The 23716-nt window shown below is 65.1% G+C and carries 22 protein-coding genes; 10 read left to right on the forward strand and 12 right to left on the reverse strand.

What is annotated here, in order from left to right:
* The first annotated feature begins 61 nt into the window (after positions 1 to 61).
* Entirely contained in the window at positions 62 to 646 is a 585-nt protein-coding gene (locus tag QCE62_RS08150; RefSeq protein ID WP_309916410.1) for an ATP-binding protein, read from the forward strand.
* Positions 647 to 717: 71 nt separating this feature from the next.
* Here the strand turns inward: QCE62_RS08150 and QCE62_RS08155 are convergent, their stop codons facing one another.
* From QCE62_RS08155 to QCE62_RS08165, 3 genes are all read right to left on the reverse strand, one after another.
* Positions 718 to 1827 carry a saccharopine dehydrogenase C-terminal domain-containing protein gene (locus QCE62_RS08155; protein ID WP_309916412.1) on the reverse strand — a complete coding sequence of 370 codons (1110 nt, stop codon included), beginning with the start codon at positions 1825 to 1827 and terminating at the stop codon, positions 718 to 720.
* 150 nt (positions 1828 to 1977) lie between these two features.
* A complete protein-coding gene (locus QCE62_RS08160) occupies positions 1978 to 2433 on the reverse strand; it encodes an Lrp/AsnC family transcriptional regulator (RefSeq protein WP_309832366.1) in 456 nt (151 codons plus the stop codon).
* A gap of 409 nt (positions 2434 to 2842) precedes the next feature.
* The gene (locus tag QCE62_RS08165; protein WP_309919715.1) at positions 2843 to 3733 is read right to left on the reverse strand and encodes a LysR family transcriptional regulator; all 891 of its coding nucleotides are present in this window, start codon (positions 3731 to 3733) and stop codon (positions 2843 to 2845) included.
* A 144-nt stretch (positions 3734 to 3877) separates the two neighbouring features.
* Between QCE62_RS08165 and QCE62_RS08170 the strand changes: the two genes are divergently transcribed.
* Together QCE62_RS08170 and QCE62_RS08175 are read left to right on the forward strand one after the other, a co-directional pair.
* The gene (locus QCE62_RS08170) at positions 3878 to 4417 is read left to right on the forward strand and encodes a Spy/CpxP family protein refolding chaperone (protein ID WP_309919718.1); all 540 of its coding nucleotides are present in this window, start codon (positions 3878 to 3880) and stop codon (positions 4415 to 4417) included.
* Positions 4418 to 4541: 124 nt separating this feature from the next.
* A complete protein-coding gene (locus QCE62_RS08175; protein ID WP_309916415.1) occupies positions 4542 to 4970 on the forward strand; it encodes a PGDYG domain-containing protein in 429 nt (142 codons plus the stop codon).
* Between the two features lie 25 nt (positions 4971 to 4995).
* Here the strand turns inward: QCE62_RS08175 and QCE62_RS08180 are convergent, their stop codons facing one another.
* From QCE62_RS08180 to QCE62_RS08215, 8 genes are all read right to left on the reverse strand, one after another.
* Positions 4996 to 5361, reverse strand: coding sequence for a DUF3022 domain-containing protein (locus QCE62_RS08180; protein WP_309916417.1), 366 nt, complete (start codon positions 5359 to 5361; stop codon positions 4996 to 4998).
* 38 nt (positions 5362 to 5399) lie between these two features.
* On the reverse strand, positions 5400 to 6179 hold the full coding sequence (locus QCE62_RS08185) for a YhfC family glutamic-type intramembrane protease (RefSeq protein ID WP_309916420.1): 780 nt from the start codon (positions 6177 to 6179) through the stop codon (positions 5400 to 5402).
* A gap of 9 nt (positions 6180 to 6188) precedes the next feature.
* On the reverse strand, positions 6189 to 7268 hold the full coding sequence (locus tag QCE62_RS08190; RefSeq protein ID WP_309916423.1) for a LacI family DNA-binding transcriptional regulator: 1080 nt from the start codon (positions 7266 to 7268) through the stop codon (positions 6189 to 6191).
* A gap of 105 nt (positions 7269 to 7373) precedes the next feature.
* Positions 7374 to 8342, reverse strand: a complete 969-nt coding sequence (locus QCE62_RS08195) for a D-glycerate dehydrogenase (protein WP_309916426.1) — start codon at positions 8340 to 8342, stop codon at positions 7374 to 7376.
* A gap of 46 nt (positions 8343 to 8388) precedes the next feature.
* Positions 8389 to 9672, reverse strand: a complete 1284-nt coding sequence (locus QCE62_RS08200) for an MFS transporter (protein ID WP_309916429.1) — start codon at positions 9670 to 9672, stop codon at positions 8389 to 8391.
* 137 nt (positions 9673 to 9809) lie between these two features.
* A complete protein-coding gene (locus tag QCE62_RS08205) occupies positions 9810 to 10811 on the reverse strand; it encodes a sugar kinase (RefSeq protein WP_309916432.1) in 1002 nt (333 codons plus the stop codon).
* A gap of 58 nt (positions 10812 to 10869) precedes the next feature.
* Positions 10870 to 11691 (reverse strand): TIM barrel protein, encoded by an 822-nt coding sequence (locus QCE62_RS08210; RefSeq protein WP_309916435.1) that lies wholly within the window; start codon positions 11689 to 11691, stop codon positions 10870 to 10872.
* A 140-nt stretch (positions 11692 to 11831) separates the two neighbouring features.
* Positions 11832 to 12722, reverse strand: coding sequence for a LysR family transcriptional regulator (locus QCE62_RS08215; protein ID WP_309916438.1), 891 nt, complete (start codon positions 12720 to 12722; stop codon positions 11832 to 11834).
* A gap of 113 nt (positions 12723 to 12835) precedes the next feature.
* Between QCE62_RS08215 and QCE62_RS08220 the strand changes: the two genes are divergently transcribed.
* The 4 genes from QCE62_RS08220 (at position 12836) to QCE62_RS08235 (ending at position 18626) form a co-directional block, all read left to right on the forward strand.
* The gene (locus QCE62_RS08220) at positions 12836 to 13912 is read left to right on the forward strand and encodes a YeiH family protein (protein WP_309916440.1); all 1077 of its coding nucleotides are present in this window, start codon (positions 12836 to 12838) and stop codon (positions 13910 to 13912) included.
* Positions 13913 to 13979: 67 nt separating this feature from the next.
* Positions 13980 to 16910, forward strand: a complete 2931-nt coding sequence (locus tag QCE62_RS08225) for a molybdopterin oxidoreductase family protein (protein ID WP_309916443.1) — start codon at positions 13980 to 13982, stop codon at positions 16908 to 16910.
* An 11-nt stretch (positions 16911 to 16921) separates the two neighbouring features.
* A complete protein-coding gene (locus QCE62_RS08230; protein WP_309916446.1) occupies positions 16922 to 17668 on the forward strand; it encodes a 4Fe-4S dicluster domain-containing protein in 747 nt (248 codons plus the stop codon).
* A gap of 19 nt (positions 17669 to 17687) precedes the next feature.
* Positions 17688 to 18626 carry a DmsC/YnfH family molybdoenzyme membrane anchor subunit gene (locus QCE62_RS08235; RefSeq protein ID WP_309916450.1) on the forward strand — a complete coding sequence of 313 codons (939 nt, stop codon included), beginning with the start codon at positions 17688 to 17690 and terminating at the stop codon, positions 18624 to 18626.
* Positions 18627 to 18680: 54 nt separating this feature from the next.
* Here the strand turns inward: QCE62_RS08235 and QCE62_RS08240 are convergent, their stop codons facing one another.
* Entirely contained in the window at positions 18681 to 19922 is a 1242-nt protein-coding gene (locus QCE62_RS08240; protein ID WP_309916452.1) for a cystathionine gamma-synthase family protein, read from the reverse strand.
* A gap of 189 nt (positions 19923 to 20111) precedes the next feature.
* On the opposite strand from QCE62_RS08240, the gene QCE62_RS08245 reads away from it, so the two are divergent.
* The 3 genes from QCE62_RS08245 to QCE62_RS08255 all read left to right on the forward strand — a co-directional run bounded on the left by QCE62_RS08245 (position 20112) and on the right by QCE62_RS08255 (position 23619).
* Positions 20112 to 20846: a glutathione S-transferase family protein gene (locus QCE62_RS08245; protein WP_309916455.1), complete on the forward strand. Its 735-nt coding sequence runs from the start codon at positions 20112 to 20114 to the stop codon at positions 20844 to 20846.
* A gap of 59 nt (positions 20847 to 20905) precedes the next feature.
* On the forward strand, positions 20906 to 21709 hold the full coding sequence (locus QCE62_RS08250; protein ID WP_309916458.1) for an aldo/keto reductase: 804 nt from the start codon (positions 20906 to 20908) through the stop codon (positions 21707 to 21709).
* 173 nt (positions 21710 to 21882) lie between these two features.
* On the forward strand, positions 21883 to 23619 hold the full coding sequence (locus tag QCE62_RS08255) for a ClcB-like voltage-gated chloride channel protein (RefSeq protein WP_309916461.1): 1737 nt from the start codon (positions 21883 to 21885) through the stop codon (positions 23617 to 23619).
* Positions 23620 to 23716: the final 97 nt, after the last annotated feature.

The raw sequence follows: 23716 nt of genomic DNA on the forward strand, positions 1-23716 counted from the left end.
GGGTTGCGCGGGCGCGCGGCATCATCATCGTCATGCTCAATCCATTCAAGGACGTTCAGGCGTGAAGCATCTGCTCTTCTTCTGCGGTCATGCGGGCACCGGCAAGACCACGCTGGCCAGGCGCCTGTTCGCGCCGCTCGGCAACGCCACCGGCGAGCCTTTTTGTCTGCTCGACAAGGACACGCTCTACGGACCGTACAGCGCTGCGGCGATCAGCGCGCTCACCGGCGATCCGCACGATCGCGACAGTCCGCAGTTCATCGAGCACTTCCGGGATCCCGAGTACCGTTCGCTCATCAATACCGCGGCGGAGAATCTTTCGCTGGGTACGAGCGTGATCGTCGTTGCGCCGCTCACGCGCGAAGTGCGCAGCGGCCGCCTGTTCGATCGGGCGTGGCTGGGCATTGGCGACGATGTCGCGATTCGCGTCGTATGGGTTCATACCGCAGAGGCGGTGGCGCGCGAGCGCATTCTTGCCCGCGCCGATCCCAACGATGCGTACAAGCTGGCGCATTGGGACGAGTATCGCCGGCGCCTGTTCGTACCCGACGACACTCTCGCCCAAACGCTCGTGATGGTCGACAACACCGCGCCCTCGGACGATACGCAGGTTGACTTGCTGGCGCGTCTTGTCGAGACAGGATGATGCATGCTGCATTACGCGTTTTGCATTACGCGTTTTGAATTACGCGTAATGAATGCACCTCGGTATGCACATCACGCGGCTGCGAGCCGCCGCGCCGGCGCCAGCGCATTCGCGCCTTCGTACAGCTTGCCGAAACGATTGCCGAGGAACGCCTCGAGCGGCACCTGCTCCTGACGCACGAAGCCGGACTGCGGTAGTACGCCCTCGCGGAACAGGTCGAGTTCGGCGCAAATCGCGCCGGCCGTGGTGATCTGGATCGCGCTCATCGGTACGCCGCACACATTCTTCGCAAAGATCTTGCGGGTGAATACGTCCTGCACGAGCTGGCCGTGACGCATGCCCGTCACCGTGACAAAGATCAGCACCACGTCCTGCGCCGTCGAGGGCACCGCGCTCTTGAGCATGGTCTTGAGACCGTCGCGGTCGGTGGACATGCGCAGGTCTTCGAGCAGGAATTGCATCAGGTCCCGGTGCCCCGGATAGCGCACCGACTTGTAGTCGAGCGTCTCCACCTTGCCGGCAAGCGTTTCGCAGAGCGTGCCGAGGCCGCCCGACGTGTTGAACGCCTCGTATTCGATGCCGTCGAGCGAGAAATGCTCGACGCCCTCGAGCGGCTGCACCCACTGCGTACGGCCTTCGCGAATCGCCTCGCAGGGCTGGCAGTACTCGTTGATGAGACCGTCGATGCTCCACGTGAGGTTGTACTTCAGCGCGTTGGTCGGAAACTCGGGCAGCGCGCCGACGCGCATCTTCACTTCGCGGACATCGTCGAGACGCTTCGCGAGATCGTGCGCCACGATGCCGATGAAGCCTGGCGCGAGACCGCATTGCGGCATGAACGCGAGTTCCGAACCGTCGGCGATGGCGCGGATCGCATGCGTCGCGCGGACGTCCTCGGTCAGATCGAAATAATGTACGCCTGCCGCCTTCGCTGCCGAGGCGACGTTGATCGCGAGGTAGTAAGGCAAGGCGTTGACGAGGGCATCGAAGCCTTGCAACGCCTGCCGCAGCGCGGGGGTATCGGCGGAATCGACACGGCGTGTCGCGAAGCCTTGCGCATCGAGCAGTGCGAGCGCGTGTTCGTCGCGATCGAATGTGACCACTTCGAAATCCCCGCTGTCACGCAACAGTTGAGCAATGCTGCGACCGATCAAACCGGCGCCGACGAGAGCCACTTTCATATTCGTCTCCTTGTGTGTGTTCGAGTGGGGCCGAAGCCGTCTTCAAACAGTGTAGGGGCGGACGAATGCGGTTCCTAGACGCAAAGTGATGCGCTTCGACGAAGGTTTTCGACGTTTCGACGGGACAATACTGCGTTTTGTCGTGTCCGGCTAACCTGCCCGGTCGATCTTGCGCGCCAGGATGATGGACGTCGTCGTCCGCTCGACGCCTTCCAGCGCGCCGATTTCGTCGAGCAGGTCATTGAGGCGGTCGGGTGAGTCGGCGCGCAGCCAGGCGACGTAATCGAATTCGCCGCTTACCGCGCAGAGCAACTGGATCTCGGGCATGCGCGCAAAACGCTTCTGCAGATCGCGCCCATATCGCGGCGTCAGCTTGATGCCCACGTAGGCCTGGATACTCGCGTCGAGCACGTCCTGTCCGAGTCGCACGCCATAGCCCGCGATCACCTGATTCTTTTCGAGCCGCGCGATCCGTGCGATCACCGTGGTGCGCGCGACGCCAAGCTGCCGCGCAAGTTCGGCGACGCTCTCGCGGGCGTTCATCTGCAAAAGCGCGACGAGGTTGCGATCGATGTCGTCGAGTTGATCGAGGCGCGGCGGTCTCATGTGTGCGTCGTTCCTGGCGTTTTGTATTGGCTGAGTTGGTTCTATGCGTTATGCATTACGCGCTATGCGTTTTGAATGCCAAAGGGTATTCGGCATGCGTAATCTTGCATGCCGGCGCGCGGTCTGTGCTTTCCGTCGCCCTCACGAAGGGGCCGCCGGGTAACGAAGCAACGTCACGCCTGCACTGCACCTCCCGTTTTTGCACCTCACTCGCACCACGTTGCATTTTGCGTTACGCGTATTGAATGCAAACCGGCATTTGGCATTTTGTGTTTTGCATTATCGCCGACGGGCCTGGGACATCAGCAGCGTCGTACGTTCGAGTCGCGGCCCGGTTCACACAAGGCTTGCCGCCAGCACGTTTGCATCGTGCCAAGCACTCTCAATCGCCGTCGCCCAACTCCCGTCATCACACCCCCAGCCGCGCCATCATGAAGTCGACGAAACTCGCGAGCTTCGGCGTCGCGCGCGTATCACGGGGATACACCAGATGCACCGGCGAGGATTTCGGCAAGTACGCCTGCAACACCGCCACCAGCGCGCCGCTATTCAACTCGTCCTCGACCAACGCATGCGGCTGCAACACCAGCCCGAAGCCCGCCAGCGCGGCTTTCTTCAGCGCCTCGCCGTTGTTTGCCCGAAAGCGCGCGGAACCGGTGCGGCGTGCGAGGATCGCGTCATCTTCCCCCTCCAGTCGCCAGCCCGCCTCGCGTCCCTGATGCACGAAACCCAGGCACTCGTGTCCCGCGAGATCGGCGGGCGTTGCGGGCGTCCCCGCACGCGCAAGATAGCCGGGCGCCGCGCACACAGCCATGGCATAAGGCTTCAACGGGCGTGCGACGAAACTCGAATCCGCCAGCGCGCCGATGCGCACGGCCGCATCGAACCGTTCCTCGACGATATCGACCATGCGGTTGGTGAGATCCAGCTCCACCGCGATCTGCGGAAACGCCGCCAGAAAATCAGTCACGGCCGGCGTGACGAAATGCACGCCGTAGGTCAGCGGCACCGTCACGCGCAACACACCGCGTGGCGTCGCGCTCATGGCTTCTGCAAGGGTATCGGCGGCATCGACGTCGGCGAGAATGCGGCGGCAGCGTTCGTAGTATTCGCGGCCGACCTCGGTCAGACTCTGGCGCCGCGTCGTGCGTACCATCAGGCGCGTGTTCAGACGCGCCTCCAGCGCCTGCAGATGCTTGCCGGCCATTGGCGCGGAGATGGAAAAGCGCTCGGCCGCGGCGCTCAGGCTGCCCAGATCCACGATGGCCACGAAGACCCGCATGCTCAACAAGGTATCCACTGCGCTTTTTTTCCAGAGTCGTATCGAATGTAAGCAGTTGTCGCAATGCAAGCGAATTTGAATGCAATCGTGATACTAATATCCGCCAACGGCATGCAGCATACCGGCACGCCCACCTTTCATCTCGATTCAAGGTATATACGAATGAAGAGAACTCTCGTCACCCTGGCCGCCTCGCTGGTCTCGCTGGGCGCATTGAGCCCGGTCTTCGCACAATCGTCCGCGCCCGCAGCCGCTTCCGCGCCGGCCGCTCCTTCTGCCCAAACCGCCGCTTCAGCGCCGGCCGCCTCGAATCGCGAGGCGCGCACTGAAGAGCGTATCGCTGAGCTTCACTCGAGCCTCAAGATCACGCCGCAGCAGGAAGAGCAATGGTCGAAGTTCGCCGACGTGATGCGCGACAACGGCCGCACCATGGCCGATCTCTATCGCCAGCGCGTCGCCCAGCGCAGCACGATGTCCGCGCTCGACGACATGAAGCAGTATCAGCAGATCACGCAAGCAAACGCGGACGGCACGAAGCGCCTCGTCGAGGCTTTCGAGCCGCTTTACGCGAGCCTCTCGCCGGAGCAGAAGAAACTGGCCGATACCAGCTTCCGCGACGAGCATGCCAAGGACCACCGCCATCGTGCGCATCGTCGCCCGCATGCGGCCAGCCCGGCGCCGGCTTCGGCAACCAAGCCCTGAGTTGAATCTTGCATGATGCATACAAAGCCCGCCTAGGCGGGCTTTTTCACATGACGAGGCGCACAATGCGCGCGAATGCCGTTACGATCCCGCATCCCCATGTCACGCCATCCGGCAACGCACCATGCTCCATCTGACCCAGCTCGATCTCGCCTCTGACCCGGCCGCATGCCGCGTCGTCAAGGACGAAGCCGTATCTGTCGAATTCGCAGCCGGCGACGGCGAACTGATGAGTCTCGAAGGCCCGAACCGGCACACACAAGGCGATGCCATCGTCAGCGGCGCCGGCGGGGAACGCTGGGTCGTGTCGCGCGCACGCTTCGATACGAAGTACGCGCCGGAAGGCGGCATTGCGCATGGCGAGCCGGGCATCTATCGCAACCTGCCGAGCGTCGTGCTTGCTCGCGAGATGCACGAGCCCTTCTCCATCGCGCGCTCGGCCGCCGGCGACATCCTCACGGGCGATGCCGGCGACTGGGTCATGCAATACGCGCCCGGCGACTACGGCGTCGTCAAGGCAGCGCGCTTTGCCAAGGTGTACCGCGTGCTTTAAAAACGCACGCCAAAGTCCAGACGCCTCAGGCGAAGTCCTCGCCTATCTCCAGTTCGACCTCGCGCGGCACAGCCTCGCCGTTCGCATACTGCTCCTCCAGCGATCCGAGCGTGGCCTCCACATACGCGCGCAACACCGCATAACTGCGTGCGTGCATGCGCGGCGGCGTCGCGCGGTAGCGTGCGAGCGCATCCGGATCGAAGCGCACGTCGATGGCAATGCGCCGCGCCTGCGCGCCAAAGCGCATGGCCACGTAGTGAATCACGAGCGAGGTACGGCCCGTGTCGTCCTTGCGCTCGACGAACTGCGTCTGTTCCGGAAAGAGGTCGGAGATCACACGCGCCAGCATGTCGATGTCCGCGCTCGGGCAGTCGTATTGATAGTCTTCCATGCCGTGTCGAAGAGAGATCGGGAAGTGGCGGATACGGTTCAGGCCGCGCGCCGATAGTAGCGCACCAGCCCCACTGCGACGAACACGCCGAGCGCGAGATACACGGCATCGGCGGCGAAGAGCGGCACCAGCCGCGCCTGGAACAACGCGGCAGGCAGGCCGACAAGCGCATGCGCCGCGATCAGGAACGGCAACGCATGACGCGAGCGTTCGCGCAACATCTGCCACATCAGTGCAGAGAAGCCGAGTTGCAGGACGAACGCGCTCGCGCGCTCGATCACGAAGATGGCCGCCGATACCGGCGAGAGACTCAGCAGCACCAGATGGATGCGCGCGACCGCTTCGAGCGGCGCGTTCGCAAAATGCGCATCGAGCGTGCCGCGGTCGGCGAGCACCGCGTAGATGATCCATTGCACCTGCACCAGCACGCCGACGATCCACGCCTCGGCGCCGCCATGTCCGATGCCAAGTCCAAGCCCCGGTCCGACGCGGTCCAGCGCGCCGGGTTCGCGCGAGATGAGCCACTTCATCGCGAGAAAGCGGCCAACTTCCTCGCAGACACCGGCGGCCAGCGCGCCATAGACGACGAACACCGCGGGGCTCGCGAGCCAGCCGGACGTGACGGCATTGGCGAGCACGAAGCCATGCAGCGCGCGTTCGATGACCATCGCGAAGAGCGCGAACACGCCCACGCCGAGAATCGTTTCGCGCGGCACGATGCCGAAACGCGGCCTTAGCTTCCGGTACAGCACGACGGGCAGCGCGGCGATCAGCAGCGCCGCCAGCGCAAGACACAACAAGGTCGACACACTGACCATTCCAGTTCCTCAGGTTCCTTGGGATAGCACGTGCGGATCGCGCGCCGTGGAAGCGCGCACGATGAGCTCGCCGGGCAGCAGGCATTCGCGCGCGGGCATCGTGGCGCCGCCGAGCCGTTCATGCAGAAACTCGACCGCGCGCCGGCCGATATCGCCGGTCGGCTGCCGCACCGTCGTCATGCCGGCGAGCTGGGCCCATTCGGAATCGTCGATCGACATCAGCGCGACGCGTGCCTGCCAGTCCGCGCCATAGCGCGCCTTCAGATGCACGGCGACGCGCAACGCAACCGGCCCGTTGGCGGCGAACAGCGCGACGCGCCTGCCCGCCGCCTGTGCCGCGCTCACGCGCGCGTCGAGTTGTTCGAGCGCGGCCGACGCATCGGCGAGATCGATCACGAGCGTTGCGCCGCTCGCACCCGTTGCCGCAACCGTTTCACGGAAGGCCGCTTCACGCAGACGCCGCGAGCTGACGTGCGTAACGGGCTGCACGATGAACAGCAGTTCGTCGAACCCTTCAGCGACGAGATGACGCGTGGCCAGCGCCACGGCCGCATGATTGTCGAGCCCGACCATGTCGGTGACGAGCCCTTCCACCGAGCGGTCCACCAGCACGACCGGAATGCCGCCCTGCGCGAAGCCCTGCAGCAATGCTTCCTTCACGCCGAGCGCATTGACGATGACGCCTTCGACGCGATATGTCGTCAGCAGTTGCAGATAGCGCCGCTCCATGTCGATCTCGTTGGCCGCGTGACAGATGAGCGGCATGTAGCCGAGCGTGTGGCACGCGGCCTCGACGCCCTGCAGCACTTCCACGGAGTACGGATTGGTGAGGTCGGCGAGCAGCATGCCGATCAGGCGGTTGCGGCCGCGCTTGAGGCCCCGCGCCATCTGATTCGGCCGATAGTCCAGCCTGGCGATGGCCGCCTCGATGCGCCCGCGCAGGTCGGGCGACAGCACGTCCATCTCGCCGTTCAGGTAGCGCGAGATGCTGGTCTTGCCGGTGCCCGCCTCGCGGGCGACATCGGTGATCGTTGCACGGCGCGTGACGAACGGCGCCGGGGGCTGGGTTGAAGAGGGATCGTCGGACATAAGGGTCGTGGCCCGCGGGGCGCCTAACGGCGACACGCGCAGACTTGATTATGGTTCTGCTCGCATCGCGCATGTTAGCGCATGCGCGGGCCCGATCCTTGTCGCTCAGCGCGTCAGCACGTCGCGATTGACGATATTTTGCGTCAGCGTACCGTCGAGCGCGCCGATCAGGTTTTCGGCTGCATTGCGCGCCATCGCGTGACGCGTCTCGTGCGTGGCCGAGCCGATATGCGGCAACGCAACGACATTCTTCATCGCAAGCAACGGTGAATCGGCGGGCAGCGGTTCGTGCTCGAACACATCGAGGCCCGCGCCGCGAATCGTGCCGTCGCGCAATGCGTCGATCAGCGCGGCTTCGTCTACCGTCGGGCCACGCGACGCATTGATGAGGATCGCGCTGCGCTTCATCTTGCCCAATTCGGCCGCGCCGATCATGCCGCGCGTCTCGGGCGTGAGCGGCACTTGCAGGCACACGAAGTCGGCCTGCGCGAGCAGTTCGTCGAGTTCGACACGCCGCGCGCCGTAGTCACGCTCGGCCTGCTCGTTCGGGCTGCGGTTGGTGTAGAGCACGTCCATCCGGAAGCCGAGCGCGGCGCGGCGCGCGACCGCCCCGCCGATGCGTCCCAGCCCCACGATGCCGAGCGTCTTGCCCTGCACGTCCACGCCGAAGCAATCCTCGCCGATGCTCCCTTTCCAGTGGCCTTCGCGAACCCAGTCGGCCAGTTCCACGACGCGGCGCGCGCTCGAGAGGATCAGCGCGAACACGGTGTCGGCGGTCGATTCGGTGAGCACGTCGGGCGTATGCGTGAGCACGATGCCGCGGCGCGTGAGGTCGGCGACATCGAACTGATCGAAGCCGACGGAGATCGTCGAGAAAGCCTTCAGGCGCGTGGCGCCGTCGAGCATGTCGGCGGAGATCTTCACGCTCGCGCCGATGGCGCCATCGGCACGTTGGAGCGCCGAGACGAATGCGGCGTGGTCTTTCGGATCGACATCGATGACGTCGGCGCGCTCGCGCAGCCAGGCGTCGACGTCGGGGGGCAAGGCTTTGTAGGCAACGATGGTTCGGGTCATGGGCGCTCGATGCGATTGCAGGTTGGAGGGGCCAAGCATAAACGGCTCAGGACCGCGCCGCCACGCCCGTGCGCACCGTGGCCTGCGGCTTGACGGCCAGCGTGAGCCAGACTGACAGCAGCAGCGCCGCGCTCATGAAGACGTAGGAGGCAGCGGGCGAACCGGTCGCGCCATTCAGATAGCCGACAACATAGGAGCCGACGAACGAGCCCAGCGCGCCCATGCTGTTGATGAGCGCCATCGCCCCGCCCGCGACGTTCTTCGGCAGCAGCTCGGGCACGATCGCGAAGAACGGTCCGTAAGGCGCGTACATGGCCGCGCCGGCGATCACCAGCAGCGCGTACGAGGCCCAGAAGTTGGTCGAGCCGAGCAGATACGAGCCCGCGAAGGCAATGGCGCCGATCAGCAGGAACGGCCAGACGAAGGCCTTGCGCGCCTGCAGCTTGTCCGAGGCCCAGGACGCCAGCAGCATCGCGATAGTCGCCGCGAGATACGGCACCGCCGAGAGCCAGCCGGTCTCGACCATGCCGAGCGTCGAGCCGCTCTTCAGGATGGAGGGCAGCCACAGCACGAACCCGTACACGCCGATGCTCCAGCAGAAATACTGCGCGCACAGCTTAATGACGGCCGGCGACTTGAAGGCCTCGCGGTAGTTCTTGACCGGCCTGATCGACGCCTGCTCGGCGCGCAGCGTGGCGTCGAGATCGCGTTTCTCCTGTTCCGAGAGCCAGCTGACCTGCGCCGGCTTGTCCTTCACGATGAACCACCAGATCACCGCCCAGACCACGGCCGGCAGGCCTTCCGCGATGAACATGTGGCGCCAGCCGAACGAGTTCACCAGATAGCCCGATACGACCGACATCCACAGCACCGTCACCGGATTGCCGAGGATCAGGAACGTATTCGCGCGCGAACGCTCCGACTTCGTGAACCAGTTGGCGATGAACACGAGCATCGCCGGCATCACCGCGGCCTCGACCACGCCGAGCACGAAGCGGATCGCCATCAGAGACGGAATGTTGCTCACCATGCCGGTGAGCGCCGCGCACCCGCCCCAAAGGATCAGGCTCCAGAACACCAGCTTCTTCACGCTGCGCCGCTCGGCGTAGATCGCGCCGGGAATCTGGAAGAAGAAATAGCCGAGGAAGAACAGCGCGCCGATCAGCGAAGACAGCCCCTTGCTGATGCCTAGATCCTGGTTGATGCCGGCGGCCGACGCGAAACCGTAGTTCGCGCGATCCAGGTAGGCGAGGCTGTAGGTGATGAAGACGATCGGCATGATCGCCCACCAGCGGCGCACGGCCAGCGTGGGAGTGGAGGAAGTCTGCATGGTTGTCTCCTGAAGCAGAACGTTGGGTGCGCGGCATCGTGCATGTTGAATGCCCGATGAATGCACGCTGAGTGCACGGTTTAACGCACTTTGAATGCACGATTCAATTCACGAGCGAAGGCCTCCGCGGCCCTCGTTCAGGCCGGATCAAACGCGGCGCTGGCCGTCCTGTCGCTGGCATCCTGCCGTTCGAGCAGGTCGAGCGCGGCGCGGGTCGGCAGGCCTTCGCTGTCGCCGATCACCTGGATTGCCAGACCGCCAATACGATTGCCGCGCGCAATGGCATGCCGCACGTCGTGTCCTTCCAGCAGCGCGCTCACCACGCCGACGGCAAAGCCATCGCCCGCGCCGACCGTGTCGACCACGTTCGTCACCGGAAGCGCCGGCACGATGCCCTGCTCGTCGCGCGCCGTGCGGAAGTACGCGCCATGCGCGCCCAGCTTCACGACCACGCCCTTCGCGCCGCGCTCGAGATAGAACGCGGCGATGTCCTCGGGCTTCGCGTAGCCGGTCAGCGTCAGGCCCTCGGTCACGCCCGGCAGCACCCAGTCGGCCAGCGCGGCCAGTGCATTGAGCGACTCCGCCATGGCTTCGCGCGACGGCCACAAGGTCGGCCGCAGGTTCGGATCGAACGAGATCGTCTTGCCTGCCGCACGCATTTCGCGGGCCATGTGAAAGGCGAGTTCGCGTGAAGTCGCGGAAATCGCCGGCGCCACGCCCGTCAGGTGCAGATGCCGTGCGCCGAGGACGTAGTCGGCGGCGTAGTCGTCGAGCGACAGGTGACTGGCCGCCGATCCGGCGCGGAAGTACTCGACGGCCGGGTCGCTGCCGTCGTCGCACTTGCCCTTGAGCTGGAAGCCGGTCGGATAGCGCCGGTCCACCGCCACGCGGCGCGCGTCGATGCCCTCGGCCGCGAGCACGTCCAGCACGTAGCGGCCGAACGAATCGTTGCCCACGCGGCTCATCCAGCCCACCTTGAAGCCGAGCCGCGACAGCCCGATCGCGACGTTCAGATCCGCGCCCGCCACCCGCTTGGTGAACTGGCCGACGCGGGCGAGATCGCCGGTCTGGGCCGCGACGAACATCGTCATCGCCTCGCCGTAGGTGACGACGTCCAGGGAGTCGGTCTGAGCTTGCATGTCGGTTCCTCTACAGGTTGATGCTGAATGCAAAATGCACTGCTGAATGCAAAATGCGTTATTCAAAATGCCGCGCAAATGCGCCGATGCGGGCAACCTGGCGCGCCGCGTCGTCCGCGAGCGAGATGTCTGCACCTGCCATGAACGGATATTCGATGCCGCGCGGCACGTCGCCCGGCAGTTGCGCGAGCAGCGTCGCGAAACGCGCGTCGCCGTCGGCCGGCGCGGCGGCGAAGCGGCGCCCGCCCTCGCCCATCACCGCCTTGCAATGCACGTAGGCGACATGCGGCGCGAGCCGTCGGGCGGCATCGAGCGGATCCTGCTCCGCCCACTGCCAGTTGCCGGTATCGAACGTCATCGCCAAGCCACTCTGGCGCGGCAATGCGGCGAACAGCGTCTCGAACGCGCCGATCGTTCCTCCCGCCTTCAGCTGTCCGTTCTCGACCACCACGCGCGCCCGCGACGTCGCGACGCCCGACAGCAGCCGATCCAGCGTGACGCCATCCGTCTTGACTGCGCGCTCCGTGCCGCCGAGTTGCAGCTTCACGAGGCGCGCGCCCAGCGCCGCAGCTTCGTTGATCGCAAGCGCAAGCGCGTCTGAATCGAGCGCGCCGTCGTCACGGAACAGACAGGCGGGCGTGGAATACACGGCCCACAAAGCCCGCGCGCGAATCCGTTCGCCGAGGCGCGCGAGTGCGGATGGCTGGACATCGGCATCGCTGGCGAACAGTTCGCGGCGCACTTCGAAGCCGTGCGCGCCCGCCTTCGCCGCCGCGCTGGCCCAGACGGCGTGACCGTCGCAGCGAATCGCCTCCGCGCCGAACGCGCTCGCGACGATCACCACCTCCGATACCGCTTTCTGTCGAGAAATCTGCTTCACCTGCGCGCCACCATCGAATTCGGTCCGATTCAGCCTGCTGGAACCGGTTCCATTTAAAGATTTCAAAAAAGACGCCGCAGCGTCCTGATTCAGAGCGAATGGTGCGTCAGAGTACGTGAGGCGCGCCATAGTGGAATTCCCTAGCCGATCAGGCCGGGTTCCTCGCACAGTTCCAGAAAGCGCGTGGCGACACGCGAAGGCGTAGCGGCATGCGGCAGCAGAATGGAAAAGCGCCGCGTGAGCGGTTCGGGCGCGAGGCGCAGCCGTTGCAGCGCGTTGTCCTCGTGACGGATCGACATCGCCGAAACGAAACCGATGCCCATCCCCGCGCGCACCGCTTCCTTCACGCCCTCCACGCCTGCGATTTCGAGCGCCGCACGCATTGGCGCGCCGTGTTCCGCGAACGCCCGTTCGACAATCAGCCGCACCCCCGAGCCCGGCTCGCGCAACACGAGCGGCTGCGCCCCCAATTCGTCGAGCGTGACGAATTCTCGGCCGTCCGCGAGCGGATGCCCTTTCGGTGCAATCGCGACGATCTCGTCCTCCCGCCACGACGTCACCGTGGTGCCGAGCGGCAGATCCTGCCCGGCCGGGCCTTCGACCAGTGCAATGTCGAGCGCGCCGAGCGCCGCGACGATGTCGCTGGTATTGCCGTCGATGGTCGTCACGGTGACATCGGGATAGCGCTTGTGAAACGCCGCGATCAGATATGGCAGCAGATAGCTGGCGGGCGTCGTACTGGCGCCGATGCGCAGCGTCCCGCGTTCAAGCCCCCGCAGCGCGTCGCGCAGCGCATGGGCCTGAGCGAAGGTCTCACGTAGCCGCTCCGCATGCCCGAGCAGTTGCTCGCCGGCCGCTGTCAGGCGGATGCCGCGGCCGTCGCGCTGATAAAGCGGCTCGCCGAATTCGTCCTGCAAAAGCCGCAGTTGCCCCGATACCGCAGGCTGCGAGAGATGAAGCGCCACCGCCGCGCGGCTGATGTTGCCGTGCTCCGCTACGGTCGCAAAGGTTATCAGCTGCTCCGGGGTCATCGCTTTCAAATATCCGCTTATCCGATACTTGGCATTCTAAATCACGATTTTTCATATTGATATATCGAGAATAGGATTAGGCCATAGACTCCTACCTATCCTTGAGACCCTCCATGTCCACGGTCCCGTCCGCCTCCCCGCTCGCACCCGCCGCGTCTTCCACACGTGGACAGCTCAACGGCATTCTCTTCGTCGCGCTGTTTGCCGCCGCCGTGACGCGTGTTGCCGCCGTGCCCGCGATCGCGGGAGTCGGAATCAGCCCGCTGATCGTCGGCATCATCGCGGGCGCGCTCTACGGCAACGCATTGCGCCACGGCATGCCCGACAGCTGGGCCGCCGGCGTCAACTTCTCGGCGCGCAAGCTGTTGCGCATCGCCGTCGCGTTCTTCGGCCTGCGGGTCAGCCTGCAGGAGATCGCGCAGGTCGGCGCAGCGGGGTTCACGGTGTCGGTGCTGGTTGTCGTCAGCACGCTCGTCGTGGGCACCTGGGCCGGCATGAAGCTCATGAAGCTCGACCGCGACACCGCGCTGCTCACCGCCGCCGGCAGCGCCATCTGCGGCGCGGCCGCCGTGCTCGCCTTCGAATCGACGCTCCAGTCCAAGCCGCACAAGAGCGCGATGGCGGTCGGCAGCGTCGTGCTGTTCGGCACGCTCTCGATGTTCCTCTATCCGCTCGCGCTCAATGCCGGCTGGCTGCATCTCGACACGCTCGGCGCGGGCCTGTTCTTCGGCGGCACGATCCATGAAGTCGCCCAAGTGGTCGGCGCGGCGAGCAACGTCAGTCCGGAAGCGACGCACATCGCCACCATTGTGAAGATGACGCGCGTGATGCTGCTGGTGCCGGTGCTGCTGGTCATCGGTTTCTGGATCAGCCGCTCGCGCAACGCCGGCGCAGGTCAGGACCCGACCCAAGGCAAAGGCAAGGTCGCGGTGCCGTGGTTCGCGCTCGGCTTCCTCGCACTGGTCGTCGTGAACTCGCTGCACGTCCTGCCCGATACCGCCACCAGCACGATCAACATGCTCGACACCTTCGCGCTCACGATGGCCATGACGGCGCTCGGCATGGAAACCCGCTTCGCGCAGATTCGCGCGGCCGGCCCGCGTGCCCTCGCCACCGGCGCGATCCTGTACGCATGGCTCGTTGGCGGCGGTCTTGCGATCACCCTCGGCGTCGAGCGTCTGTTCGGCTGACCGGGCTGTTGCAGTATCCATCGCGCGAACTCCCCATCGCGCGATGACGCTTTTTGAAGGAGCACTCATGGAACACGGCGCTCGCACCCAGAACGAGACGCTCGATGTCAAGACCACGACGTGCTACATGTGCGCGTGCCGCTGCGGCATCCGCGTGCATTTGCGCGACGGCGAGGTTCGCTACATCGACGGCAATCCGAACCATCCATTGAACCAGGGCGTGATCTGCGCGAAAGGCGCGTCGGGCATCATGAAGCAGTACTCGCCCGCGCGTCTCACCCAGCCGCTGATGCGCAAGCCCGGCGCGTTGCGCGGCGAGGCGCAGTTCGAACCCGTGTCGTGGGACGTGGCCCTCGACACGCTCGAACAACGTCTCGCGCATCTGCGCGCCACCGATCCCAAGCAGTTCGCCCTCTTCACCGGCCGCGACCAGATGCAGGCGCTGACGGGCCTGTTCGCGAAGAACTTCGGCACGCCCAATTACGCCGCGCATGGCGGCTTCTGTTCGGCCAACATGGCGGCCGGCATGATCTACACGATGGGCGGTTCGTTCTGGGAATTCGGCGGTCCCGATCTCGACCAGTCGAAGCTGTTTTTCATGATCGGCACGGCGGAGGATCATCACTCGAACCCGCTCAAGATCGCCATCTCGAAGTTCAAGCGCGCGGGCGGACGCTTCATCGCGATCAATCCGGTGCGCACGGGTTATGCGGCCATCGCCGACGAATGGGTGCCGATCCGCCCGGGCACCGACGGCGCCCTTTTCATGGCGCTGATCCAAGAACTGATCGCCGCCGACGCCTACGACCACGAGTTCGTCACGCGCTACACCAACGCGGCCGAACTGCTCGACATGAACGAGGCGAGCGAGCGCTTCGGCCTGTTCGTCGAGGATGCCAGCACGCCCGAAGGCAACAAGCTCTTCCCGCAGAATCATCTGTGGTGGGACACGAAGACGAACCGCGCGGTCGCGCATCACGCGCCGGACGCCGAGCCCGCGCTCGACGGCCGCTATACGCTCGAAGACGGCACGCCCGTCGCGCCATCCTTTGCGCTGTTGCGCGAGCAGGTCGCGTCCTGCACGCCGGAGTGGGCGGCGGAGATCACCGGCATTCCGGTCGCGACCATCCGGCGACTGGCCGCCGAAATGATCCAGGTGAGCCGCGACCACAAGATCACGCTGCCGATCCGCTGGACCGATGCCTGGGGCAAGACGCATGAACACGTGACGGGCAATCCCATCGCGTTCCATGCGATGCGCGGGCTCGCTGCGCACTCGAACGGCTTCCAGTCGATTCGCGGCCTCGCGGTGCTGATGTCCTTGCTCGGCACCATCGACCGGCCGGGCGGCTTCCGCCACAAGTCGCCGTTTCCGCGCGCAGTGCCGCCGTCCGCGAAACCGCCGAATCATCCCGACCAGGTGCAGCCCAACACGCCGCTCGCCAGCGGCCCGCTCGGCTGGCCCGCCGCGCCCGAGGACCTGTTCATCCACGACGACGGCACGCCGGTGCGCATCGACAAGGCCTTCTCGTGGGAATATCCGCTCGCGGTGCACGGCGTCATGCACAGCGTCATCACGAACGCCTGGCGCGGCGATCCGTATCCCATCGACACGCTGATGATCTTCATGGCCAACATGGCCTGGAACTCGTCGATGAACACGATGGAAGTGCGCAAGATGCTGGCCGACAAGGACGCGAGCGGCGAGTACAAGATTCCGTTCATCGTGGTCTGCGATGCATTCCAGTCCGAGATGACCGCGTTCGCCGATCTCGTGCTGCCCGACACGACCTATCTTGAACGCCACGACGCGATGTCGATGCTCGATCGCCCGATCTCCGAGTTCGACGGTCCGTGCGATTCGGTACGCGTGCCGGTCGTGCCGCGCACCGGCGAATGCCGGCCGTTCCAGGAAGTGCTCGTCGAACTCGGCAGCCGGCTGAAGCTGCCCGCCTTCACGACGCCGGAAGGCACGCGCAAGTATCGCGACTATCCGGATTTCATCGTCAATCACCAGACCGCCCCGGGCTCAGGCGTGGGCTTCCTGATGGGTTGGCGCGGCAAGGACGGCAAGGATGCGCTGGTCGGCGAGCCGAATCCGAACCAGTGGGAAGAGTATGCGAAGCACGACTGCGTCTTCCATTACACGATGCCCGAGGAATTCCAGTACATGCGCGGCCAGAACGGGCCGTATCTGAAGTGGTCGGTCGAAAAAGGCTTCCGCAAGTTCGACACGCCGATCCTGATCCAGCTCTATTCCGACGTGATGCAGAAGTTCCGCCTTGCCGCCCAGGGACGCACGAAGGGCCGGCAGCCGCCGGATCATCTGCGTGCGCGCATCGAACATTACTTCGATCCGCTGCCCTTCTGGTACGCCCCGCTCGAACGCGACACGACCGACCTCGAACGCTACCCGCTCGCCGCCGTCACGCAACGCCCGATGGCGATGTATCACTCATGGGACTCGCAGAACGCGTGGCTGCGGCAGATTCATGGCGAGAACCTGCTGTACATGAATCCGCGCATGGCCCAGGCGAACGGCATCGAGGATGGCGGCTGGATCTACGTCGAATCGCCATGGGGCAAGGTGCGCTGCATGGCGCGCTACAGCGAGGCGGTCGAGCCCGGCACGGTATGGACCTGGAACGCGATCGGCAAGGCCTCGGGTGCGTGGGGCCTCGGCGCCGACGCCAACGAATCGCAGCGTGGCTTCCTGCTCAATCACCTCATCACCGATGAAATCCCCGACCCGCAGCGCGAAGGCGCCCGCTACTCCAATTCGGATCCGGTGACGGGACAGGCGGCCTGGTACGACGTGCGCGTACGCGTCTATCCCGCTGAAGCCGACGCGCGCCATACCCTGCCGCAATTCCCGCCGATGCGCCCCGCACCGGGCATGGCCGGGCCGGTGCAGCGCGTCGTACAGACCTACTTCGCGGGACGCGGCGAGTTCGCGGCGCGCCTGCGCAACGCGTTGAAGCGCAACCCGGGCAACTGAAGGAGACTCCGATGACCCAGATGGCTCTCGTGATCGATCTGAACGTCTGCGTCGGCTGCCATGCCTGCGTGACTAGCTGCAAGGAATGGAACACCTCCGGCGAAGCGGGCAGCCTCGCGGATCAGCGCCCCTATGACGCCGATCCCTCCGGCACCTTCTTCAACCGCGTGCAGACCTATGAGTCGGGCGAGTTTCCGCTCGCCGACACCATTCATTTCCCGAAGTCGTGTCTGCACTGCGAGGACCCGCCGTGCGTGCCCGTCTGTCCGACCGGCGCGAGCTACAAGCGCAAGGAAGACGGGCTCGTGCTGGTGGATTTCGACAAGTGCATCGGCTGCAAGTACTGCGCGTGGGCGTGCCCCTACGGCGCGCGCGAACTCGACGAAGAACGCAAGGAGATGACCAAGTGCACGCTGTGCGCCGACCGCATCTATAACGAGGCGCTGCCCGAGCGCGACCGCAAGCCTGCCTGCGTGCTCGCGTGCCCGACTTCGGCGCGGCTCTTCGGCGACATCCATGATCCGGAGTCGGTCGTCTCGAAGGCGATCGAGGAGCGCGGCGGTTATCAGCTGATGCCCGAATGGGACACGAAGCCCGCGAATCACTACTTGCCGCGCAATCCCGTGAATGCGTGCGGCAGCGGTTCGTGCGGGTGTAAATCGAATGGCGAGTCGAATGGCAAATCGAATGCCGCCGACGATGACGCGCTCGACGCCCACGGCGAACTGAATCTGGCGGCCATGGCCGCCCGCGTCTGACCTCACACGGAGCATCCTCATGAAACCCGCGTTTTCTGTCGTGTTCCTCACGACCCTGAGCGGCGCCGCGCAAGGCCTGCTGATCGCGCTCGTCGGCGTGGAACTGCTGGCGCGCATCGGCCTGTTCGCCGGGCCGTCGCAGACCTTCTTCGTCATCGGCGCGGCCGTTGCCGTGGCGCTCGGCGGCCTCGGGCTGATCGCGTCGTTCTTTCACCTCGGCCATCCGGAACGCGCGTGGCGCGCCATCGCGATGTGGCGCACCTCGTGGCTCTCGCGCGAATGCCTGGCCCTGCCGGCCTTTCTCGGCTGCGCCGCGCTCTATGGTTTTGCGCACTGGCTCGGCGCGACGTGGTCGCTGGCCATCGGCTTGATCGGCGTGCTCGCGGCGGCCGCGCTGTTCGTCTGCACCGCGATGATCTATGCATGCCTGCGCTTCCTCCAGGAATGGGCAACGCCGCTCACGCTGGTCAACTTCGTACTGCTCGGCTGCGCATCTGGTTTCACGCTCGCCAGCGCTTGCGCCGCATGGCTCGCGCCGTCGCTTGCGGCGGGACTCGCGGCCTGCGCCTGCACGCTGACGCTCGCCGGTTGTGTGGCGCGTGTCGCGTCCTTGCAGCGTAATGCGCGTCTGCGGCCCAAGTCCACCGTGCAGAGCGCGACAGGCATCAAGGGGCCCAACGTCGTGCAGAAATCGCGCGGCTTCACGGCGGGCGCCTTCAACCTGCGCGAGTTCTTCCATGGACAGACCGTGCAGGCGATCCGCCGCATCAAGTGGACCTTCCTGATCGGCGCGTTCGGCGTGCCCTTCGTGCTGATGCTCGCGGGCATCGGCGCGCAGTCCGCCGCGCTGTTCTGCGTGGCCTTCGTCACGCAGTATCTGGGGCTAGTCGCAGAACGCTGGTTCTTCTTCGCCGAAGCGCGCCACCCGCAGAACATCTACTACGCTCGGGCTTCGTGATCGGCTGATCCGCAGCATAAACAACGCGTGCCCGGGAAGGCACGCGTTAGCGGCTTACACGGCCAGCTTGAGCGCCTGACCGAAGTCGGCGATCAGGTCCGCGGTATCCTCGATGCCCGCCGAGAGCCGCAGCATGCCGTCCGAGATGCCCATCGACTTGCGTACTTCGGCGCCGGCTTCGTAAAAGATGGTCGGCGCAACCGGGATGATCAGCGTGCGCGTATCGCCGAGTCCGGTCGCCTTGATCGGCAGCTTCAGCGCATTGACGACGTCGATCATGCGGTCCGCGCGACGCAGTTCAAACGACAGCAGCCAGGACGCGCCCTTGAACAGCTTCTGCGCGATCGCATACTGCGGATGACTTTCCAGCCCCGGATAAAACACGCGGCCGATGGCCTCGTGCCCTTCGAGAAAGCGCGCCAGCGCGAGCGCGTTGTCGCTGCACCGGGCGACGCGCAGCGCGAGCGTCTCCGCGCCCATCGCGATGGAATGCGCCTGCTCCGACGAAAGCGAGCCGCCCATGTCGCGCAGTCCCTTCTTGCGAACCTGCAACAGCCCTTGTTCCTTCGGCGCAGAGCCGCGGTAATCGTCGGCGATGTTCGGATACTTGCTCCAGTCGAACAGGCCGGTATCGGTCACCGCGCCGCCGAGCGCGGCGCCGTGTCCCGCGATGGTCTTGGTCAGCGAATTGACGACGAGGCTCGCGCCCACGGCCTTCGGCACGAACAGCGCCGGCGACGTGATGGTGTTGTCGACGACATAGGCGAGACCGCGCGCGCGGCACAGTGCGCCGATGCCTTCGAGATCGGGAATCTGCGTGCCCGGATTCGCGATGGTCTCGACGAACACCATGCGCGTGTTCGGCTTGATGGCGTTCGCGACGTTGTCGGCGGAGGTGGCATCGACCGTGGTCACTTCGATGCCGAGCGTCCTGAGCGTGCCGAACACGCTGTTGGTGTTGCCGAACACATAGCGGCTCGACACGAGGTGATCGCCCGCGCGCAGCAGCGTCAGGAACACCGCGGAGAGCGCGGCCATGCCCGTGCCGAAGCAGATGGACCCGACGCCCTGCTCCAGGCTCGTGATCTTGCGCTCCAGCGCGGCCGTGGTCGGCGTGCCCTGACGGGCGTAGTTGAAGCCGCCCTTCTTCGTGCCCTGGAACACGCCGATCAGATCTTCCACGCGCTCGAAGCCATACTGCACCGATGTATGGATCGGCTGACGCACGCCGCCGTGTTCCGCGCCGGGCTGCCTGTCGCCGTGAACGATGCCTGTGGTGAAACCTTGCTTGTCCATTACTTCTCCGCTAGCGAGTCGATCCGAAACCATCGATTTTGCCTGATCTTCAGCCGCTCATGGCATCCACGGCTTACGGGTACGCATGTTGCTCGCCTGTTCCTTCGTCCGCGCCGTTCGCGACGAGCATGATAACGCTGCTCCGCTCGTGAACCCCGGCGCGGCATTCCCCGACAAGGAGCCCAACTCATGCCTTACGAACTCCATTACTGGGACGGATTGCAGGGCCGCGGCGAATTCGTCCGGCTGGCGCTGGAAGATGCCGGCGCGCCGTACATCGAGGTCGCGCGCGAGTCGAAGAAAAGCGGCTACGGCATGAATGCGATGATGAGAATCCTCGACAGCAAGACCGAGCCGCATATTCCGTTCGCACCGCCGTTCCTGAAGGACGGCGAGCTGATCGTGCCGCACGTCGCGAACATCCTGCTCTATCTCGGTCCCAAGCTGGGCCTGGCGCCGCAGAATGAGGGCCTGCGCTACGTGGCCAATGGCCTGCAGTTGACCATCGCGGATTTCGTTGCCGAAGTGCACGACACGCATCATCCGCTGGCCACCGACCTCTACTATGAAGATCAGAAGGACGCCGCGAAGATCCGCACGCGGAATTTCCTCGACAAGCGCGTCCCGAAGTTCATGGGCTATTTTGAACGCGTGCTGAAGCAGAATCCCGCGGGCGACACGCAGATGATCGGCGACCAGACCAGCTATGTGGACCTGTCCATGTTCCAGATCGTCGATGGCCTGCATTACGCGTTTCCGCGCGCGATGAAGCGCTTCGGCGAGCAGTATCCGCGCGTGGCGGCGCTGCACGATGCCGTGCTGCAACGGCCCAACATTGCCGCCTACGTGGATTCGGACCGGCGTCTGCCGTTCAACGAATCCGGCATCTTCAGGCACTACCCCGAACTCGATCAGGACGCGTGAGCCACGATGAACCACGCGCGCCTGACGCCCATCCACTCCCGACTCAGCAAGGAGCCAGCATGATCGAAACGATTCCTTCCTTCGGTCTCGGCACGTTTCGCGTCGATGCCGCCAAGACCACGGAAGCTGTAAAGAGCGCAATCGGCATCGGCTACCGCCATATCGACACCGCGCAGTACTACAACAACGAAGCCGCCGTGGGCCAGGGCGTGCGCGATTCGGGCATCGCGCGCGACGATGTCTGGGTCACGACCAAGGTCTGGTGGGAGCGGCTGTCGCGCGACGCGCTGATTGCCAGCCTGAAGGACAGTCACGCGAAACTCGACATCGGCACGATCGATCTCGCGCTGGTCCACTGGCCGTCACCCAAGGGCGCGGTGCCGATCGCCGAAACGCTCGCGGCGCTGCAGGAAGCGCAGCAACTGGGGCTGATCCGCCACTACGGCGTGTCCAACTTCACCGCGCCGCTGCTCGAGGAAGCGCTGGCGGCGCCGGGCGGCAAGGACATCGTCACCAATCAGATCGAAGTGAGCCCGTTCCTCGCGAACCGGGCGCTCGTCGATGCGACGCAGAAGTCCGGCATCAAGGTGACGGCGTACATGCCGCTCGGCGAAGGCCGCGCGCACAAGGACATGACGCTCAAGGCGATCGCCGCGAAACACAATGTCACGCCTGCGCAGGTCACGTTCGCGTGGCTGCTGGCGCGGGATATCGTGGTGTTGTCGGCCTCGACGAATCCGGAGCATCAGCAAAGCAACTGGGACGCGCAGAAACTCAAGCTCGACGCCGACGACATCGCCCAGATCGATGCCCTCGACGAAGGCCGGCGCAACGCCAATCCTTCGTTCGCGCCGAAATGGTGATAGCGATGCGCGGCGCATGCCGCCACGCATAGCATCCGTACATAGCCGCCCGGCTGACGCGTTCGCCGGGCGTTTTTCTTCGATGTCCCGAAGCCCGCAGACCCGCCTTGCAATGCTATCCTTGCGGGCGTCCTTATTCCATTTCCTTCTAAGCTTTCCACGATTTCGCAAAAGTGCTTTCGTTCCTGCTCAAGCTCCGTACCCGCGCCCAACGGCTCTTTCGTCTGTCGGACTCGCATACGATGCTCGTCTGGGCAGTCGTGGTCGGCGTGGCCGGCGCGTTCGCCACGGCGCTGTTTCGCGAAGGCATCGAGATCCTGCAACATCTGCTGGGTAATCGTTCGGAAGGACTCGTGGCGCTCGCGCTCGGCCTGCCCTGGCCCGTGCGCATGCTGCTGCCCGCCGCGGGCGGCGTCATCGCGGGCTTCTGCCTGCTGATCGCGCGCCGCCGCGTCAACAAGAACGCGAGCACCGACTACATGGAAGCCGTCACCATCGGCGATGGCGTCGTGCCGGTCTGGCAGAGCTTCTGGCGCAGCCTGTCCTCGCTCATCACCATTTCGAGCGGCGGTTCGATCGGCCGCGAAGGCTCCATGGTCCAGCTCGCCGCGCTCGTGTCGTCGCTGATCGGCCGCTGGGTCCACTTCGATCCGCCGCGCTTGCGCCTGCTGGTCGCGTGCGGCGCGGCCGCCGGGATCACCTCGGCCTACAACGCGCCGATCGCCGGCGCCTTCTTCGTCACCGAACTCGTGCTCGGCTCCATGGCGATGGAAAGCTTCGGGCCCATCGTCGTGTCGTCGGTGGTTGCCAACATCACGATGCGCGAGTTCGCCGGTTATCGGCCGCCGTACGAGATGCCGGTCTTCCCCACCGTCACCGGTGTCGAAGTGCTGCTCTTCGTCGTGCTCGGCCTGTTTTGCGGCGTGCTCGCGCCGCAATTCCTGCGGCTGCTCAGCGCCTCGAAGAAACGCTTCGCCATGTTGCCGTGGCCCTTGCCCGTGCGGCTCGCGGCGGGCGGGCTGATCGTCGGCGTGATCTCGATCTGGTGGCCCGAAGTCTGGGGCAACGGCTATGAAGTCGTGAATTCGCTGCTGCATGAGCAATGGACCTGGACCACGCTGCTCACGCTGCTGCTCTTCAAGATCATCGCGACGGCCGCCACCGCCGGTTCCGGCGCGGTCGGCGGGATCTTCACGCCGACGCTGTTCTTTGGCGCCGTGGTGGGCTGCCTGTTCGGCATCGGCGCGCATGCCATCTGGCCGCATGCCACCTCGGCGCCCTACGCCTATGCGATGGTCGGCATGGGCGCGTTTCTCGCCGCCGCCACGCACGCGCCGCTGATGGCCATCCTGATGATCTTCGAGATGACGCTCTCGTATCAGGTGATGCTGCCGCTGATGCTGTCGTGCGTGATTGCGTACTTCATTGCGCGCACCTCGGAGCAGACCTCGATGTACGAAGTCACGCTGCGCCGCAACCGCGAGGAGAAGGAGCGCGTGCGTCTGGCCGCCACGCAGATGCGCGAGCTCGTCAAGCCCGCCGATACCGTCGTGCCGCTCACGGCGAACATCAAGGACATGACGCGCGTGTTCCTCGAGTATCCGGTGAAGTATCTGTATGTCGTCGATGAAGCCGGCCGTTTTCGTGGCGTGGTCGCGCTGAAGGACATCACCTCCGACCTGCTCGACGAGCACGACACGCAAGCCAAGACCGCCGCCGACTATCTTCAGCCGCAATTCGACGTGCTGATGCCCGACATGTCGCTGGGCGAGGCGCTGCAGCACTTCCTCGCGTTCCAGGGCGAGCGTCTGCCGGTGGTCGAGAACAAGAGCCAGCCACTGCTGCTGGGGGTCGTGTACAAAACCTCGCTGCTGGACGCATACTTCCGTTTGAATCCGACGTCGCGCTGAAACTGCGCAGCCGTGCAATTTTGCGGCGCGGCGTGCCGCTTGCGTGCGTCCTGCGCGCGGTCCGGGTCCACTTCACATTTCACTCGAAGTACGTCCG

The organism is Caballeronia sp. LZ033 (assembly GCF_031451265.1).
Taxonomy (GTDB): Bacteria; Pseudomonadota; Gammaproteobacteria; order Burkholderiales; family Burkholderiaceae; genus Caballeronia.